The sequence below is a fragment of the Streptomyces sp. NPDC051561 genome, from assembly GCF_044454195.1.
Taxonomy (GTDB): domain Bacteria; phylum Actinomycetota; class Actinomycetes; order Streptomycetales; family Streptomycetaceae; genus Streptomyces.
This window is the reverse complement of record NZ_JBITDM010000035.1, coordinates 1-16,795: the sequence shown is the minus strand read 5'-3', so window position 1 is coordinate 16,795 and position 16,795 is coordinate 1. Positions and strand designations below refer to the sequence as shown.

17 protein-coding genes and 1 pseudogene are annotated in these 16,795 nt (G+C 66.7%); 15 read left to right on the top strand and 3 right to left on the bottom strand.

Translation table 11 applies throughout. The features are described 5' to 3' along the window. Nucleotides 1-809 precede the first annotated feature (809 nt). A complete protein-coding gene (locus ACIA73_RS39075; protein WP_399443770.1) occupies nt 810-1,544 on the bottom strand; it encodes an SDR family NAD(P)-dependent oxidoreductase in 735 nt (244 codons plus the stop codon). Nucleotides 1,545-1,854: 310 nt separating this feature from the next. Continuing rightward, nucleotides 1,855-2,496: a ScbR family autoregulator-binding transcription factor gene (locus tag ACIA73_RS39070; protein ID WP_399443741.1), complete on the bottom strand. Its 642-nt coding sequence runs from the start codon at nt 2,494-2,496 to the stop codon at nt 1,855-1,857. A 108-nt stretch (nt 2,497-2,604) separates the two neighbouring features. On the opposite strand from ACIA73_RS39070, the gene ACIA73_RS39065 reads away from it, so the two are divergent. The 5 genes from ACIA73_RS39065 to ACIA73_RS39045 all read left to right on the top strand — a co-directional run bounded on the left by ACIA73_RS39065 (nt 2,605) and on the right by ACIA73_RS39045 (nt 6,349). Further along, nucleotides 2,605-3,573, top strand: a complete 969-nt coding sequence (locus ACIA73_RS39065) for a ScbA/BarX family gamma-butyrolactone biosynthesis protein (RefSeq protein ID WP_399443740.1) — start codon at nt 2,605-2,607, stop codon at nt 3,571-3,573. Nucleotides 3,574-3,613: 40 nt separating this feature from the next. Beyond that, the gene (locus tag ACIA73_RS39060; protein WP_399443739.1) at nt 3,614-3,763 is read left to right on the top strand and encodes a hypothetical protein; all 150 of its coding nucleotides are present in this window, start codon (nt 3,614-3,616) and stop codon (nt 3,761-3,763) included. A gap of 110 nt (nt 3,764-3,873) precedes the next feature. Beyond that, a complete protein-coding gene (locus tag ACIA73_RS39055; protein WP_399443738.1) occupies nt 3,874-4,065 on the top strand; it encodes a winged helix-turn-helix domain-containing protein in 192 nt (63 codons plus the stop codon). Next, nucleotides 4,066-4,527 (top strand): transposase, encoded by a 462-nt coding sequence (locus ACIA73_RS39050; protein WP_399443737.1) that lies wholly within the window; start codon nt 4,066-4,068, stop codon nt 4,525-4,527. It begins immediately after the preceding gene. Between the two features lie 538 nt (nt 4,528-5,065). Beyond that, nucleotides 5,066-6,349, top strand: a complete 1,284-nt coding sequence (locus tag ACIA73_RS39045) for an MFS transporter (protein WP_399443736.1) — start codon at nt 5,066-5,068, stop codon at nt 6,347-6,349. Between the two features lie 14 nt (nt 6,350-6,363). Here the strand turns inward: ACIA73_RS39045 and ACIA73_RS39040 are convergent, their stop codons facing one another. After that, nucleotides 6,364-6,489, bottom strand: coding sequence for a hypothetical protein (locus tag ACIA73_RS39040; protein WP_399443735.1), 126 nt, complete (start codon nt 6,487-6,489; stop codon nt 6,364-6,366). A gap of 372 nt (nt 6,490-6,861) precedes the next feature. Here ACIA73_RS39040 and ACIA73_RS39035 point away from each other — a divergent pair, with 372 nt between their 5' ends. From ACIA73_RS39035 to ACIA73_RS38990, 10 genes and pseudogenes are all read left to right on the top strand, one after another. Further along, entirely contained in the window at nt 6,862-7,029 is a 168-nt protein-coding gene (locus ACIA73_RS39035; protein ID WP_399443734.1) for a hypothetical protein, read from the top strand. Between the two features lie 640 nt (nt 7,030-7,669). Next, entirely contained in the window at nt 7,670-9,049 is a 1,380-nt protein-coding gene (locus tag ACIA73_RS39030) for an NAD(P)/FAD-dependent oxidoreductase (protein WP_399443733.1), read from the top strand. Nucleotides 9,050-9,149: 100 nt separating this feature from the next. Next, the gene (locus tag ACIA73_RS39025) at nt 9,150-9,488 is read left to right on the top strand and encodes a cupin domain-containing protein (RefSeq protein WP_399443732.1); all 339 of its coding nucleotides are present in this window, start codon (nt 9,150-9,152) and stop codon (nt 9,486-9,488) included. Between the two features lie 14 nt (nt 9,489-9,502). After that, a complete protein-coding gene (locus ACIA73_RS39020) occupies nt 9,503-11,098 on the top strand; it encodes a class I tRNA ligase family protein (protein ID WP_399443731.1) in 1,596 nt (531 codons plus the stop codon). An 89-nt stretch (nt 11,099-11,187) separates the two neighbouring features. Then, complete coding sequence (gene panD / locus ACIA73_RS39015; RefSeq protein WP_399443730.1) at nt 11,188-11,571, top strand: aspartate 1-decarboxylase; 384 nt, start codon at nt 11,188-11,190, stop codon at nt 11,569-11,571. Between the two features lie 317 nt (nt 11,572-11,888). Then, complete coding sequence (locus ACIA73_RS39010; RefSeq protein ID WP_399443729.1) at nt 11,889-13,229, top strand: SidA/IucD/PvdA family monooxygenase; 1,341 nt, start codon at nt 11,889-11,891, stop codon at nt 13,227-13,229. Then, nucleotides 13,226-14,308, top strand: coding sequence for an NAD(P)/FAD-dependent oxidoreductase (locus ACIA73_RS39005; protein ID WP_399443728.1), 1,083 nt, complete (start codon nt 13,226-13,228; stop codon nt 14,306-14,308). The genes ACIA73_RS39010 and ACIA73_RS39005 overlap by 4 nt, the downstream gene beginning before the upstream one ends. Then, complete coding sequence (locus ACIA73_RS39000) at nt 14,305-15,645, top strand: hypothetical protein (protein WP_399443727.1); 1,341 nt, start codon at nt 14,305-14,307, stop codon at nt 15,643-15,645. The genes ACIA73_RS39005 and ACIA73_RS39000 overlap by 4 nt, the downstream gene beginning before the upstream one ends. Further along, nucleotides 15,646-16,572, top strand: coding sequence for a VOC family protein (locus ACIA73_RS38995; RefSeq protein WP_399443726.1), 927 nt, complete (start codon nt 15,646-15,648; stop codon nt 16,570-16,572). It abuts the gene before it with no gap. After that, a pseudogene (locus ACIA73_RS38990) lies at nt 16,569-16,795 on the top strand (2-oxoglutarate ferredoxin oxidoreductase subunit alpha); the annotation flags it as partial. The gene ACIA73_RS38995 and the pseudogene ACIA73_RS38990, both read left to right, overlap by 4 nt.

The following is a 16,795-nucleotide window of genomic DNA, read 5'->3' as shown; positions in this document are numbered from 1 at the left end:
TGTTCGTCAGACCGCACTGCCTGTTCGTCAGACCGCACTGCTCGTCCGCGCACACGTCGGCGATCCGGTTTGGCAGCACCGGGGCCTCAGTGAGCCATCCGTTCCACCCGCACCAGTTCGCAGGTGTTCTTCCAGCTCGGCGCAGGTCCATGAACTGGCCAGGTCGCCAGGCGGGGTGCGTGTCAGGGACCGGAGGAACTGACCGAGCGGGCAAATAGGTCAGCACCCGGGTGAGGGGCACAGGGAATCCATCTCAGGACTCTTCTCGTACTACGTCGCTGTGCTCGGCACCTTCGACTGTGGAAGTGAAGAGCCCGTCTGCTACTGGGAGTTGGGCGATGCGACTGCCCGAAGACGGCCCGGAGAGGGGCCGAGTCGGACAAGCCGAGCTCGTCCTCGTCCAGCCATCCTCGCTCGACCGGTCGCCTGAGTTTCGAGCGGGGTCTCTCAATCCGGCCGGCTGTGGCCTCCAGTTCGATCCTCTGCATGATCTGCCTGGCCCGCACCGGTCCCGGCGCGTCCGCGATGACCTCCAGGATGTCCTGGTACACCCGCGGAAGGACATCTACCCCCATGCCCGGCCGCCACTTGGGCACGGCCAACACCGGCAGGCCCGAGCACACCACGCTCAGCAATCTCCCAACTCAACGCTTCACTTCGAGGAACCGCACTCATCGCGGATCATGACCAGGCTCTTTCCGAGCGGATCGACAAGTGCACGTTCGCAAGGACGGGAGAGAGCCCGCCTTGTCTTCCGTGTCGTAGCGGCAGACAAGGCGGGCCTACTGCACGTCTGGCTGGAATCGATGTCAGACGGCGCTGCAGCCACCGTCCACGGGGACCGCAGCCCCGGTAACGAAGGAGGACTGCTCGCTGCATAACCAGGCGGCGGCACGGGCTATTTCCACGGGATCGGCCAGGCGTTTTTGGATCGCCCGTGCGGCCATCTGCTGTTCCGTGGCCGACGAGTCCGCAATGGCCTGGTCCAGCAGTTCCGTGCGGGTGCTTCCGACCATCAGGGCGTTGACCCGGATACCGTAGGCACCGTAATCAGCAGCCGCCGCTCTCGTCAGCCCCAGTACGGCGTGCTTGGCGGCGACGTACGGCGCCACGGCGCCGGTGGCGAACAATCCCGCGGTGCTGGCGGTGTTGACGATCGAGCCCGGTGTTCCCTGCTCCAGCATCACCGGAAGCTGGTAGCGGAGGCAGTTCCACACGCCACGCACGTTGACCTCCATGATCTGGTCGTACATCTCATCCGGAACCTCGTGCAGAACGGTACCGGCGGCTCCCCAGCCCGCATTGTTGAATGCCGCGTCCATGCTGCCGAAGTGCCGCACTGCCTCGGAGACGGCGTGCTGCACGTCCGTTGCCGAAGTCACGTCTCCCGCTACGGGTACCGCACGGAAGCCGGCGGTTGTCAGCTCCGCCGCCAGCTGTTTGAGCTTGCCCTCCCGCCGCGCCATCAGAATCAGCGCTGCCCCCTCGGCTGCAAAAAGCCGAGCCGCCGCGGCGCCGATCCCGCTGGATGCACCAGTGATCATGACGGTTTTGCCTGTAAGCACGCGTCCTCCGTTGGCTGGCCCTCCCTGGCTGACAGGAGCAGGTGAGGGCGGCCCCAACCCGGACGCGAGCCGCGCCGGGACTAGGGCCGAACGCTTACTGTGCCGCTGAAAGGCCCGCAGGGGGAGGCTTCTTCCGGATTGAGCCAGAATGCAGCCGTGAGCGTCCCGCACACCTATTCCGCGGACTCAACGAACCGGACACGGGGTTCTCGCGTGCCTCCGCTGCTCCGGTCGGGGACAGCTCGGTCGCGGCAAACGTCGTGGACCGATTGTGCCGAGCAAGTGCGGGTCAGCGCGCCCGGCCTCGGGCCTCGTCCAACTCGATGCGCTTGACGGCGGCGGGCGCCGCGAGCGCAGGCAGCAGGATGCGCCACATATCCACGATCCGTTCGGGGAGGTCTGAGCGGCCAGTCTCCAGCAGAGAGTGCATCTGGGCCCCAGTGCAGGAGTTGACGATCAATCTTGCGATGGCCTCGACGTCGGCGGTGGAGCGCAATTCACGGCGTCGTCGCGCGCTGGCCAAGTCCTCCTCCATGACCCGGCTCCACTGCTGGTGGGAGTTCTCGGCGAGGTCGACAAAGGCATCCTGCTCCATCACCAGACGTGCACCGGCCAACAGAACGGCGTTGTGATTCAGTTCATGGGCCCATGTCAGGGTGACGTCCACTGCGTGCTGCAAGCCAACGGAGTCAATGGGCGGTGTGATGTGTTCCGGTTGGTTGCGGACGATCTCCCTTGCGAGGTCCCCCTTGCTCCTGAAGTGGAAGTACAACGCTCCCAGCGTCACTCCGGCCCTGTCAGTGATCTTCGTCAGGGTTGCTCCGGCGAAGCCGTGCTCGACGAACACCTCCGCCGCCGCCTGGAGGAGGTGCGCTCGGGTCCGCGCGGCACGCTCCTGGCGTATCACTCGTCCACCTGTCTGCTCTGCCATGAAAGACCTCGCTCCCGTCTCGACAGAAAACATAATCGACTCTATTTTGCTCCTACTGGCCCTCCAACGCCCGTGCTGTACCCGAACCATGACGCCCCGGAGGAACGCATGACACCCGGCACCGCGAGCGCGTCACTTGAGATCAGACGGTACGTAGGCAAGAAGCATGCCTCCGAGGTCTTCGTCACTGGATGGCACCATCTCACCGCCGACACGCACCTGGTTACGGCACGATGGCCCCGCCTTCACCCCTTTTATGTCCCAGACCTCAATGAACTCCATCCCCATTTAGTCACCGAGACCGTCCGTCAAGCGCTAGCCGTAGTGGCTCACACCGCGTTCGATGTCCCCGTCGGCTATCGCATGGGCTGGGAGCAGTTCACCTGCGACATCGCCCCCGCTGAACTCGCGAAGGCCTCGGCCGAAAGTGGCACCGTGGAGCTGACTGTCACTCACGCGCCCTGCATCCGACGCAGATTGGGATCCATGCATCTGAATGCCACGATCCGTGTCATGCGCAACAGCTCGCTCCTGGGCACGGCCCACCTGCGGTACACAGCCTTCCCGCCCGCGCTCTACAACCGTCTTCGCGGCCGCTACGCCGATGCAACCGCCGCCTTCGCCCGCGCCATACCCGTTGCTCCCCCATTATCCCCCTCATTGGTAGGCAGACGCAAAGAGGCGGATGTCGTCCTTTCTCCGACTGGAATCCCGCGACGCTGGCAGCTACGGGCCGACACCAGCCATACGACTCTTTTCGATCACCCACATGATCACGTTCCCGGCATGATGCTCCTCGAAGCCTGCAGTCAGGCCGCCCTGGCTGATACCGCTCCTCATAACGCCACTCCCGTGGCCTTTGAAACGAGCTTCTTCCGCTACGTGGAGCTCGACCAGCCCTGCTGGATCACCGCCCACGACGCACCCAACGACCAGCAGGGCTGCCGCCGAGTAGTAGTCACGGGGACCCAGGCGGATCAAGCCGTGTTCTCTGCCGCCGTGACCACACGGGCAACTCCCCCCTCCGACGCGCCCCTCAGCCTCGACCCCTCGGTAGAGAGGCCATCGACCTATTGAATCGAAACGGTTTGGTTGCCTTGCCCGTTGAGGGGGTGTGATGGAGCCTGGGGGTGCGCGGGGTCTGGGGCCTGCCGCGCAGGAGGTGGTGCGGCTGCGGGTGGTGGCCGCGCTGGAGTCGGGGCAGATACGGACGCACCCGCGGGCGGCCGAGGCGTTCGGGGTCTCGGAGCGGTCCGTGGGAACTTGATGGCGTAAGTCCAGGCGGCGGGCAGGGAGGCGCTCGCGGCACCGGTCGAGTCCCGGACCGGGCCCGGTGAGCTGATCGGGGACCAGGGCCGGGCAGCGCTGTTCAAGGCGATGGCCGACTACACGCCCGAACAGTTGCTGATCGGCGGCCCGTTGTGGACCTGGGCCTTGGTCGCCGAGCTGATCCGGATGGTCACCGGCCTCACCATGACCGAGCAGGGTGTGGGCGAATGGCTGCGCCGGTACGGTTCACACCTCAGCGCCCGGCCCGCCGCTCCTACCGCCAGCAGCATGAGAAAGTGAGTGCCTGGCTCGAAGAGGAATACCCCGCGATCGCCGCGCGCGCGAAGGCCGAGCACGCCGTCGTGGCCTGGGCTACGCTCGGACACCGCCTCGCCGGGACGCTCGTGGGCCTCCGCCGGGCAGACCCCGACGGTGAAGGTCAACGGCCGCCGCTTCCGGGTGAACACCAACACCATGTCCGCGATCGCCTCCCGCGGCTCGCTCTGGTTCACCGTGTTCACGGGGAAGTTCACCGCGAAAGTGTTCACCGCTTTCCTCGACCGGCTCGCCCGCCAGGCCGGACGCAAGGCCAACGTCATCGCCGACCGGCCCCCCGTCCACCGCGGCAAAGCCGTCCGCGCCTGGCTCGCCGACAACACCGAGCGCAGCGAGCTGCATCTGATGCCCGGCTACAGCCCCGAGCTCAACCCCGATGAGATCCTCAACGCCGACCTCATCGGTAGTCCGTTAAACCGGCGGTAGAGATCAAGGGGCCTGCCGGTAGCGACCGCGTCGAGGAGAACCGAACCTCGGGTGGCGGGTCTTGGGCCGGCGGCCCATGTGCGCGGTGGCGGTGCTGGCCCTGCGCTCTCCGGAGTCGTCGGTGATCAGTACGCGCTGATCGTGTGGGGCCGTGGCCGGCTCGGCGAGAGTCAGCTGCGGGCGCCGGTCGTCGGCTTGGCACCGGCCAGGCAGGTCAGCGGCCAGGCATGTCAGCGGCTTGTTTCGGTCACGCGGAGCCAACAACTCAACGGACGGCCGGCAAACACCGAGCCGAGACACCCCCTGCTCGCTACTTGCCCAAGTTGCCAACGAATGCGGCGGAGCCGGGCGTGCTGGACTGCGAGCGCAAGACGCCCCCCGTCGGGTTCCTGACCAGCAAGGCAAGCGAGAGAGTGGACTGGCGGTTCTGCGACATGACCCTTTCCTGTGAGGGTTATGTCGCAGAACCGCCAGTCCACAGAGGACGGAGCCTGCTGAACTGAGCGCGCAATGACTCGCGCTTCACGGGATGGAATTCATGGCCTCGACCACCACCACTCACTCCGGCGGTACCGGACCATCGACGCGATCACCTCTGGTCGGTTGGTTAGCCGTCGCCTCGGTGATGCTGGGACTCTTCTCGATCGTCACCACTGAGATCCTGCCGATCGGACTGCTGACGTCGATCGGATCCAGTTTCACCATCTCTGACGGGATGGCGGGGCTGATGATGACCATGCCGGGATTCCTCGCAGCAGTCTCCGCGCCTCTGGTCACAGCGGCGACTGCACGGATCGATCGACGCCTCATGCTCTGTGTGTTCATGGTCCTGTTGGCCGCGGCCAACTTCCTGGCCGCTGTAGCACCGAACTACTGGCTCGTTCTGGTCTCCCGCATCATGGTGGGCATCACCATCGGTGGATTCTGGTCGATCGGTGCGGGACTGGCCGAACGACTGGTGGCTCCTAAATCTGTTGGCCGAGCGACTGCAGTCATCTTCTCCGCTGTTCCCCTGGGCTCCGTGCTCGGTGTCCCGGCCGGGACGTTCATCGGTGATCTCGCAGGCTGGCGCATGTCGTTCGCCGTGATGGGCTTCCTGACAATCGCGGTGCTCATCATGCTGCTCCTGGTCATGCCACCGCTCCCTCCCGCCCAAGTGACCCGGCTGGGCGTCTTGCGGACCATGTTCCGAGGTGTGAACACCCGCTTCGCACTCGTTCTCACCTTCCTGATCGTGCTGGCTCACTTCGGGACGTACACGTACGTGACCCCGTTCCTTGAGCAAGTCACGCATTCGACCTCGCAGCAGATCACCCTGTTCCTGCTGATCTACGGAGCCGCGGGGATCGTCGGTAACTTCTTGGGCGGTGCAATGGTCGCTCGCCGGCCGCGAGCCACCTTCGGTCTGGCGGCTGGTTTGATCGCGGCGGTCACTCTGCTGTTGCCAATCCTGGGCCGCTCGGCGATCGGGGCCGTAGCCCTTCTGATCATCTGGGGCGTTGCCTACGGGGCTGTTCCCGTCTCGTCCCAGACCTGGTTCGCCAAAGCGACGCCGCACGCACCTGAAGCTGCCTCGGTCCTGTTCACTGCCTCTTTCCAAGCGACCCTCTCCATGGGAGCCCTGGCAGGCGGAGTAGTTGTGGATCACAGTTCCCCGTCCATGGCCATGACGCTGGGGGGAATTGCCGCCGTCTGTACGGTCTTGGCCGTGTGGCTGCACTCCGCACGAGGTCTCACCTGGCCGGATGCCGGGGCTGACGCCGTTGGTGATGATGCTCAGTCTCCGAGCAGTGATGAGAGGGGTGCGGCTCTTCTGAAGTGACGCTTGGGTAGTCCTCAAAGTCGCCTTTCCTGATTGGCGTGTAGGCGGTCCGATGTCAGGGTGTCCACCTTGCCGAGCAGTACGGCGGTGAGGTGGACATCGGTGCAGTGGTGCCCGGCGACGACAGCGGCTTCGTTCATGGGCACCCCTGATATAGATCTCTTTCATCGGTCCTGCTCCGGAATGAGGAGGGACTGCCTGGCGGACGTGGGCCCAAGTCCTTGAGTGGGTCAGGCCGCTGGCCAGAGACGCGGCGCCGGACACCGGCGACCAGGTGGTGGCAGCGGGGAGTCGGCAGCCGTTCTTCCCCGTCCCGGGAACACGGGCAGCAACACTGTTGCTGATCACCTCGAGACCACCCGGGCTCGCCCTGGCTCCGCGACGGGCGCCTGAGCCGCCGAACCCGACGGCGAAGGCGGCTGAAGGAGATGCGGCTGATCATCCGCGAGGAACACCGTGATTGCGCCCAACACTGCCTGCACACCCATCGCCGAGATGGAACACGGCCCGACATGCTCGTCCTCGACGGCTTCGCCATGCGCCAGCTCGGAGCGCCACAGGCCGATGACCTCTACGAACTCGACAGCGAACGGCAGGGCTGGTTGCTGATCAACACCAGCCACCAGGTCATCATGAACGGCCTTCGTATCGCTCGGTGGTTCGGGCCACCAGGCGCCTAACCGGGCCTGTGCCGCAGGTGCCAGCCGTGCGCTACCTGCGGGGCTCCGGTCCGGAGGCCCTGCGCGTAGGCGCCGGCTTGGTCCCGGGACATGGTCTCGGCCTCGGGATGAGCTGCAATCCAGGCGGCCAACGGCTCGGCACGCCGCCACCGGGCAGACGGTGTTGGTGCACTTGAAGCGCCGCACCACGCACTCGATCACGACGGGCGTGATCGGGGGAGGGGCGTCAGGCAGCCGTCGCACATATCGCCCATGGACCCGCCGCGACGGCATGGTGCAGCGGAGACATCTCGCCGGGAGCGTCCGGCACGAGCGAGTGTGAGCACGGTCACTCGTATGTGACTTGTCCATGTCGGTGTTGTCGCAGCAGCGTTACATGGCAACCGTAGGGGGCAGTCAAGGCTTCTCGGTGGAAGGCACGGGTTGGCGTAGGCCCTGGCGCTTCAACGGCGATCGGGCGTTCTTCCTCGTGGTGACGTGAACTCCTCTCCCGTGAACGGGGGGAGGCGCGGTCACCCAGGGCAAACGAGAACGACCGCCTTCCGCGAACACGGCCGGCTTCCAGTGCACCCTTTCGCGAGGGTGTCCTCATCGTGCTGCCCAGGCATCCATATGTCGATTTGAGTCTGACCCAAATTGGATGCAGCGTGTCGCATCCTTGTCTCGCACCATGCGAACGGAATGGCGAGTATTTAAGCGTCATCACCACAACGAACTCGGCTGGCTGTCACCGGCCTTGTTTGGTGTGCCTGTATTAGGGTTTCCGGGAGGATTCATGGCGCGAACCGGGCAGATTGATGTTGTGGTCGTCGGCGGCGGGATTGCTGGATCCTCCCTGGCTGCAGCCCTGGCTGGAGACGGTTATGACGTACTGCTTCTTGAGCGGCAGACCGTTTACCGGGATAAAGTGCGAGGCGAGGTGATCAACTGCTGGGGTGTGGTCGAGCTCTTGGAACTGGGGCTGGAGAAGCCACTCCTCAACGCAGGCGGTACCTACGTTGACCGCTTTATTGGGTATGACGAAATAGCGGATCCCAAGGTCGCCGAATCCCGAGCTCTGCGGCTGGATGAGATGCTGCCAGGAATTCGCGGCGTTCTTGACGTGGGACACCCGGAAGCTTGCGAGGCGCTGGCCACTGCAGCCGAGGAAGCCGGTGCGACGGTCGTCCGAGGTATAGGCGATGTCATAGTGGCCGGGGGCCCGAACCCCGTCGTGCGTTATGAACACGACGACATTGAGCACGAAGTGACCTGCCGATTGGTGGTCGGGGCGGATGGCCGGACCTCCACGGTGCGCAGGCAACTGGGTGTCCCACTGACCGAGACGCCGCCGAACTCCCTCGGCGGAGGCATGCTCGTGGAGAACCTCGACGCCTGGCCGGTCAATGTCACCTCCGTCGGCACCGAGGGGGACCTGCTGTATTTCGTCTTCCCCCGCGAGGGCGGCCGGGCCAGGCTCTATCTGCTCCACGATGTCGCTCAGAAGGGACGCTTCGCCGGCCCGAACCGGCACGCCGACTTCCTCGATGCCTTCCAGCTCCAGTGCATCCCGAACAGCGAAATGTTCGCAGCGGCCAAACCTGCCGCCCTGTGTGCCTTCTACCCCATGAACGACGCCTGGACCGATGCTCCCCATGTGCCCGGTGGGGTGCTGATCGGTGATGCCGCCGGATGGACCGACCCGGTCATCGGCCAAGGTCTGTCGATCGCCCTGCGGGACGCACGAATGGTGTGGGAGGCCCTGCGCTCGTCGCGGTCGTGGACGCCGCAGACCTTCGAGCCGTACGCCAGAGAACGCGAGGTCCGAATGCGGCGCCTGCGTATCGCCGCCTCCGTACGGACCACGATGAACATGACCTTCACCCCTGAAGGCAGGGCTCGGCGCACGGCCTATGCGGAGGTCTGGCCCAGTGACCCCGTGCTGGCCGGCTCCCGGCTCTCCACTTTCAAGGGCCCTTTCGAGGTCCCGGCCGAGTCCTTCGACGCTGACGTCATCCAGCGCATCTTCGACCTGCGCTGACGGCATGGCGGCTCGCCGACCGCACGAACGAACCCATGCCCCGTTCCACTGCACAGCAGTTCCGCTACGAAGCCCCGCTACCCAACAGAGGAGATCTCCCATGCACGTGAAAACCGAGGCCGGCACCGAGCTGATCCGCAAGAACGGATGCGACATCCGCCAGCTCTACCCGTGGGACGGCGTGGTGGCGCCCCCCTGGAACAGCACCTTGTGCTCGATCCGGGCCACCGAGTCCAGCACCCCACACGGCCATGACACCGACGAAACGTTCCTCTTTATCAGCGGGGAAGGGCACGTGCGGGTGGGGGAGGAGGAGCGGACGATCGCCCCGGGTGACCTCATCTACATCCCGCACGGCACCAAGCACGTCGTCACCAACACCAGCCAGAGCGAGCCACTGACGTTCGTCAGCATCTACTGGCTCCAGCCTGCCCAGTAGGAGAGAGACCCGCGATGAAGGAAGCCCTGTCCCGCGACGGCTCCGGCCGCCGCATCAACGTGACCTTTTCCCCGCCTACCCCCAACGGCGACCTGCACCTGGGCCACCTCTCCGGCCCGGTGCTCGGCAGCGACGTATGCGCGCGGTCCCAGAAGATCCTCGGCCACGACGTGGCCTTCGGTACCAGTACCGACGACAACCAGACGTACGTCGTCACCACTGCCGAGCGCCTGGGCACGGAGCCCGAGGCTCTGATTCAGCACGCCTTTGACAGCGTCACCAAGTCGCTGGCGCTCGCGGGTGTCGAAGTGGACCTCTTCGAGCGGCCCGACGCCCCCTACACGGCGTTCGTGACGGACTTCTTCACTCAACTGTGGCGCCACGGCGCGTTCGACCGGCGGGAAGTCGAGCTTCCTTACGACGCCGCTTCGGAGACCTACCAGGCCGAAGCCTTCGTCACCGGCCGGTGCCCCACCTGCCTGGCCCACGCCCGCGCCGGTGTCTGCGAGGCCTGTGGCCTTTACAACCTCCCCGGCGCACTGCTGCCCGTGGCCGACACCGCGGCTGCGCTGCCGTTGCGGTCGGTCGCCATCTGGGTCCTGGACCTGGAGCGCTACCGGACGGTGCTCGTCAACTGGTATCAGGCGTCGGAGGTGCGACTGCGCCCAGATCTGGCCCGAGTGGTGGAGCAGACACTCAATGGCACCGGCCCGCTTCCGTACATTCCGATCACGTACCCGAGCAAGTGGGGCATCCCGGTGGACTGGGACGGGCCCGACACCCCTGCCCAGGCCATCAACGCCTGGCCGGAGATCTACGTCGGCCACCTCTACTGGCTGGAGCGCGCCCGGGAGGGCCGCCAGGTCGACTGCGATGAACTGGTCCAGTTCATCGGCATCGACAATGGTTTCTACAACGCCTTCGTCTACGTGACGCTGTCGCTGCTCGCCGCCCGATACGGATTACCCGTCAACCTGCCCAAGACTCGCACCATCACCAACCAGTACTACCTGCTGGAGGGTCGCAAGTTCTCCACCAGCAAGGGCGACGTCCGCTGGGCCGGGGAGTTCCTGGAGAGCGTGGGCCGCGACCGAGCGCGTTTCGTACTGGCCCTGACCAGCCCGGAACTCCAGCAGTCCGAGTTCAGCGAGCCAGTGGCCGCATCGACGCTGGCCACCCGCTTCGATGCCCCCCTGGCGACTGTCGCGGAGTCGCTCACCGCCGCACTGGCGGGGCGCCGAGCTGAAGAACCCCCTTCCGCCTGGTGGGCCACCGCGCTGCAAGCCTCCCGCGGTCGCTTTGAACAGGCCTACCAACTGGAGACCTTCTCCATCCGCAAGGCGGCCGAGGCCCTCGCCCTGCACCTGGAGATCCTCGCCCTTCGCTGCCGGGATCTGAAGACCGATGACGCCGGCGAAGTCTCTGGGATCCTGCAGTTCCTGTGGACCTTGCGCTCTCTGGCCTGGCCGCTCACCCCTGACCTGGCCGAGCAGATCGCGCAGGCCTTCGGCGCCCCCTCCACTCTCGGCGAGCCGCCCTTGCTGGCGGACTCGTCCGAGCCCCCCACGGGCGTCTTCACCGGCTTCGAGGCCCCCGGCAGTCCAAGGTAGGCAGCCCTGACAGGGCGTAGGCCGTCAACCACCCCTCCCCGCCCCCCGCGTGCCAACCGGCATGCAACTCACGATGAAGGAATGCCATCATGCTGCGTACGATCATGCACTCGAAGATCCACCGCGCGACCATCACCGACAGCAACCTGGACTACGTCGGTTCGATCACCATCTCGCCCGAGCTGCTGGAAGCCGCCGAGATCGACGTCCGCGAGCTGGTCCACGTCGTCAACGTCAACAACGGCGCACGCTTCGAGACCTACACGATCCTCGGGCAGCCGGGAGCCAACGAGGTGATCGTCAACGGCGCCGCGGCACGGCTCGTCCAGCCGAAGGACAAGGTCATCATCATCAGCTACGCGCAGCTCACCGACGAGGAGCGCGCCGGTTTCAAGTCCCGTGTGGTCCACGTCGACGAAGCGAACGAGATCACTGAGGTGTCGCTCCAGGGCGATTCGGTGTCGGGCAACTGAGGCACCGCTACTTCGCCTGGGGACGTCGGGCATGTCTACGGGCCGGGGGGGGGGGGGGGGGGCCCGCCCCCCCCCCCCCCCCCCCCCCCGCCCCCCCCCCCCCCCCCCCCCCCCCCCCCCCACTCCCGGCCCGCCCCAAGGCCCCCTACCTGGCACGGTGTGATCCGATGCCGCAGCAACTCACTGCCCTGCCCTTTCCGACGTAGGCCATGCGGGGAACGAAACCGGCCCGGCAGGTCGGCAGGTGAGCTCTGACGTGAGCTGGCGAACCTTTCCCCGCGTTCCTGCATGCACGACAAGTCGAGGATGCGTGAACAGTGACGAAGCAACAAGTTCATCCCGTACTGGGCGTAGGGTTCGGCCCGGCGAACCTTTCCCTGGCCGTGGCACTTGAGGAGCTCGGCCGGTCGGCCGACGCCCATTTCATCGAGCGCGCGGACAGATTCCAGTGGCAAGAGGAGCAGCTGCTGCCCGGCGCCGACATTCAGAACAATCCGTTCCGGGACCTGGTCATGCCGCGGAATGTCAACAGCCGCCACACATTCGTCAACTTTCTTGCCTCTCAAGGCACATTGACCGACTACCTCCATCTGAACGCCAAATTCCCACTGCGCCGGGAGTACGCGGCATACCTCAGCTGGGTCGCCTCTTCATTCCAGGAAGTAGTGGACTACGGGCAGGTCGCTACGAGCCTCTCCCTGACCGAGGACGACGGGGGCGACGAGGTGTTCTGCGTGGAGACCGCGCAAGGACAGAGGCATCTCGGCGAGAGCCTCGTCCTGGGCACCGGCCGGTCCCCGCGCATCCCGGCCCCTTTCCGGCAGCTGGGGTCGACCGTCTTTCACTCGACGCGCTACTTGTCCTCCGTGAAAGCCTTGGCCGGCCAGGACCTTCGCATCGCCGTAGTGGGAGGCAGCCAGAGCGCGATCGAAATCGTCCTCGACCTTCTGGACCGCCCCAACGTCGCGCACGTCACTTCGATCCACCGCAGCATCGGCTTCCGGCTCAAAGACACCAGCCCCTACAGCCGCCAAGTCTTCCTGCCGGAGTTCGTCGACTACTTCCATCCGCTGCCCGCCAGCACCAGGCGCCGCCTGCGCAGCGAACTGCGCTCCGTCAACTACGCCGCGTGCGACCAGGACGTGATCGACCGGTTGGTCGGCATCCAACGTGAATACGACCTCACCGGGTCGCAGCGGCTGCAGATGATGCCGTTCTCCGAAGTCACCGCGTTCGAGACCCCTGTCTCCGGCGGCCCGCACCGCCTGGTGATGCGTGACATCAACCATTCCGCCCAGAAGACCCTCGATGTCGATGTCGACGTCGTCGTCCTGGCCACCGGCTTCCGGGACTTCGGGACCTCGCCCAGCGACGAGCCCTACCACCCGTTGCTCGAAGGGGTCGCCCACCGTCTGCCCCTGGACGAGGACGGCGTCCCCGTCGTCGCACGGGACTACGGCATCGAGCTCAAGGTTCCTGCCCACCGTAGCCGCCCGCTGAAGGTCTACCTCAACGGGCTGTGCGAGGCGAGTCACGGCATGGGCGACGCCGGTGCCCTGGCCATGCTGTCCGTACGGGCCTCCGACATCACCGAAGCGCTTCTGCTGCAAGGCACCCCGCAGCCCGCACAGCACTTGGCGGCGGGAGCCTCGCAATGACCGAGGCCGTAACGTCCGCAGACGTCGTGATCGTCGGCGGGGGCATCATCGGGATGGCTACCGCCGAACGGCTCACGGCCCGCGGCCTGACCGTGGAAATGGTCGACGAATGCGCCGCCGCCGAAGGTGCCACCAGCATTTCCGGCGGACTGGTGCGCGCTTTCGACCCGAGTGGCGACCACCCCGCCTGGGCAGCCGAAGGTCTCGACCTCTACCGACGGCGCGGCTGGCACGGCACCTGGCCCGAGCTCCGCGAACACGGCAGCCTGACACTCTTTGCCGCGCACGAACTCGCGCGCGCGACTACCCATGTGGACGTGCTCCAGGCTGCCGGACGGACGGCTGACATCCTCACGCCCCAGCAGATCACCACCCGGTTCCCCGGTCTCAGTGTGCCCGACGGGCTCCACGGTGCGTACGAACCCCAGGCCGGCTGGCTCCCCGCCGACCAGGTACGGAACGCGATCCGCCAGGACGCCGGATCGGCCCTCCGGGTGCGCCGGGCCCGCGCCAGGAGCTTGCTGCTCTCCTGCAAAGGCATCGTCGGCGTGGACACCTCGACCGGCACTGTCCTCGCCGAGGCCGTGCTTCTCGCCGCCGGGGTCGGCAGCGCTGCCCTGGCCAAGGCGGTCGGTATCCATCTCCCGCTGCGTACCAGGTCGGTGAGCTATGGCCTCTTCCGTGTGGAGGACCACACCGACATCTCCCAGCTGCCCACCGTCGTCGACCGCACCACGGGAGCATGGTTGCGGCGCTGGGACGAGCGCGGCACCGTGCTCGCCGGAGTGTTCTCCCCCGTCACTGACGTCCCGGAGACCGTCACGCACGGCGTACCGGTCCACGAGGAACAGCGCATCCGTAGCGCGCTCCGGGACCGCTACCCCCATCTGGCCAAGGCTTCGGTGGTAGGCGGCGTCACCGCGTACGACGCCATGGCCGCCACTGGCGGTGGCGAAGTCACGCAGTGGCAGAACCCCCGTGGTCTGGTCAGCGCCACCGGTTGGAACGGCAGTGGCTTCAAACTCGCCCCCGCCATCGGCCGATTCACGGCCTCGCGGATCGTCGAGGTGCTCACATGATCTCCGACGCGACGGCATGGCGTCTGAATTCGACCGATGAGATGCTGCACCAGGCCGCGGCCCGGCTCGGTTCCTCCCGCATCGTCCAGATCCTGTGGCGCTTCCCAACCCCGCTGGCCGCCGACGCACTCCAAGCGGAATGGGATCAGCTAAATCAGGGCCTGCTCAGCCGTCGCGCCACCGGGGCTCGAATCCCTGTGGCGCGTCGCAAATGGTTGACGGCGGACAACGCGGAACCCCTCCATCTGGAGCGTCGGTCCCTGACCGAAGCCACCGCACCCGACTGGATCGACACCCAGGTACGTGCCCCCCTGCCGGCCGACTCCCGCGCCCTGTGGCGCCTGGCCGCCGCCCCCTATCGGGGCGGCTGCCTCGTCTCCCTGACCGTGCCGCACTTCCGCAGCGACGGTCTGGGCATCGTCAACGCCATCGCCGCCCGCCACGCCCCCCGCCACCGGGGTGACGGAGTTCCCGACAGCGACCTCGCGGACGCGCTGCGCCAACTCGCGCGCACCGTACCGCAGGTGGCGCGCTGGGGCATCCGCCTGCTTGGCGACCGGCAGGAACGTACCGCGCTCACCAACGCGGTCCGCCGCCACCCCGACCCCCACACCGCGAGTGGATCGACCCCGCAGTTCTTCACCTCGGCCATCTACGAGGTCGACGCCCGCCGATGGCAGGAGCAGGCGCAGGCCCACGGCGGCACCGTCAACAGCCTCTTCGTGGAGGTGGCGGCCAACCTCATCCGCGAGCGAGTGCCCCGTGCGGCCAACGCCACCATCGATGTCGGCATCCCGATGAGCCTGCGCCACCCCACTCACGACGAGCGGGCCAACGCACTCGTCGTCGTCCCGCTGACCGTCCCCGGCGGCACCCCCCGCCACGGCGACCTGCGCGCCACCCGCCAGGCCACCAAAGCACTTCTCCAGAGCTCCGGCAGACACAGCACCACCCGCGTCCCGGAGCCGCTGTGGCACCTGCTCCCGGCCCGCTACGCCGAGCCGCTGAAGAACCCCGGAGCACAGCAGGTCGATGTCGTGGCATCCAACTTCGGCGTTGCGCCCGACGAACTGGCGATCTTGGCCGGGCGCAAGGCCGACAGCATCGCGCTGCGCACCATGAATGTGCCCGGGCTCGTTCCGGAAAGGGCCCGGCTGCGCGCTTCCCTCTGCCTGCTGCGGACCGGGGACCAGCTGACCGTGACCGTCACGGGCATGCCCGCCCCATACGGCGACAACGCCTCCCTGCACAGCCTGGTCACTGACGAGTTCACGGCTTGGGGGCTGACCGCGCGGCCGTGGTGGAACGCTCCGGCACCTGACATGAAGAAGGGCTGAATGATGTCCACGCCCCTGCGGCCTGTCCACCTGTCCGATCGCTGGTTCCGTAGCCGCCCTGACTCTTCGACCCTGTCCCGCCCGCGGTTGCTGGCCCGGTCTCTCATCGATGTCGCCGACCTGGACGACCACATCGCCTTCTACGAAAGGCTGCTGGGCGAACCGGCGGACTTGCGGATGCCCATACCGGACTTCGGCGGCCTCGAACTGGCCGCCATCGGCAACTTGCTGCTGATCGCCAGCGGCCGGCCCTTCACCCCCGTTCAGCGTCAGACCCGCTACTCCCTGATCGTGCCTTCCCTCGCCGCGCAACTACAGCGACTGGAGCGCACGAGCACTGTCGTTGTCGAATCGCCGGAGGTGATCGTTCCCGGGGCACGGGCGCGCGTGCGCTACCCCGATGGTGTGCTGGCCGAACTCGTCGAACACCGACCCCAGCCCGGCGAGCAGCCCAGACCACCGACCCTTTCGAAAAGCGCGGAACGCACGTCACCAGCCGGACGATTTCACGTGCTGGCCCGCAAAGCGGTGTCCCACGGGGCGTTCGCGGACACCGTACGGCTCTACGAGACGCTGTTGCAGACCCGCGCTTTTGTCCGCAAGGAGAGCGTCGGCACCGATCACGGTCAGGCGGCGCTGGTCGGCAACCTGCTCCTGGTGGGCCGTCCCGTGCCTGATCCGGACGAGGCCCCCCAGCCCGTGATCGCCCTCATCGAACCCGCACCGGACTCCCGGCGTCCCCAGGAGCCCGGTCTGGACATGGCCCTGGACGACCTCGCGGCCCGCCGGTTCGCCGGCAGCACCGGCCCGCGGACCGTCACTCTCGCGGGCCCGCTCACCGCTGAGGTCTGGGGAGTGGAGGCCGCACAATGGCTTGCCCCGCACCTCGGACAGCACCGCCCCGCCCCGGTGATCGGCCGGTCATGAAGGAGAACCTGCGGGAAGCCGAGGTCCGCCGCCTGGATCGGGTGATCATTCGGTTCGCGGGTGACTCCGGTGATGGTATGCAGCTCACCGGTGACCGGTTCACATCGGAGACCGCGTCGTTCGGCAATGACTTGTCGACGCTGCCCAACTTCCCCGCCGAGATCCGCGCCCCCGCCGGGACGCTGCCCGGTGTCTCCAGCTTCCAGCTGCACTTCGCCGACCA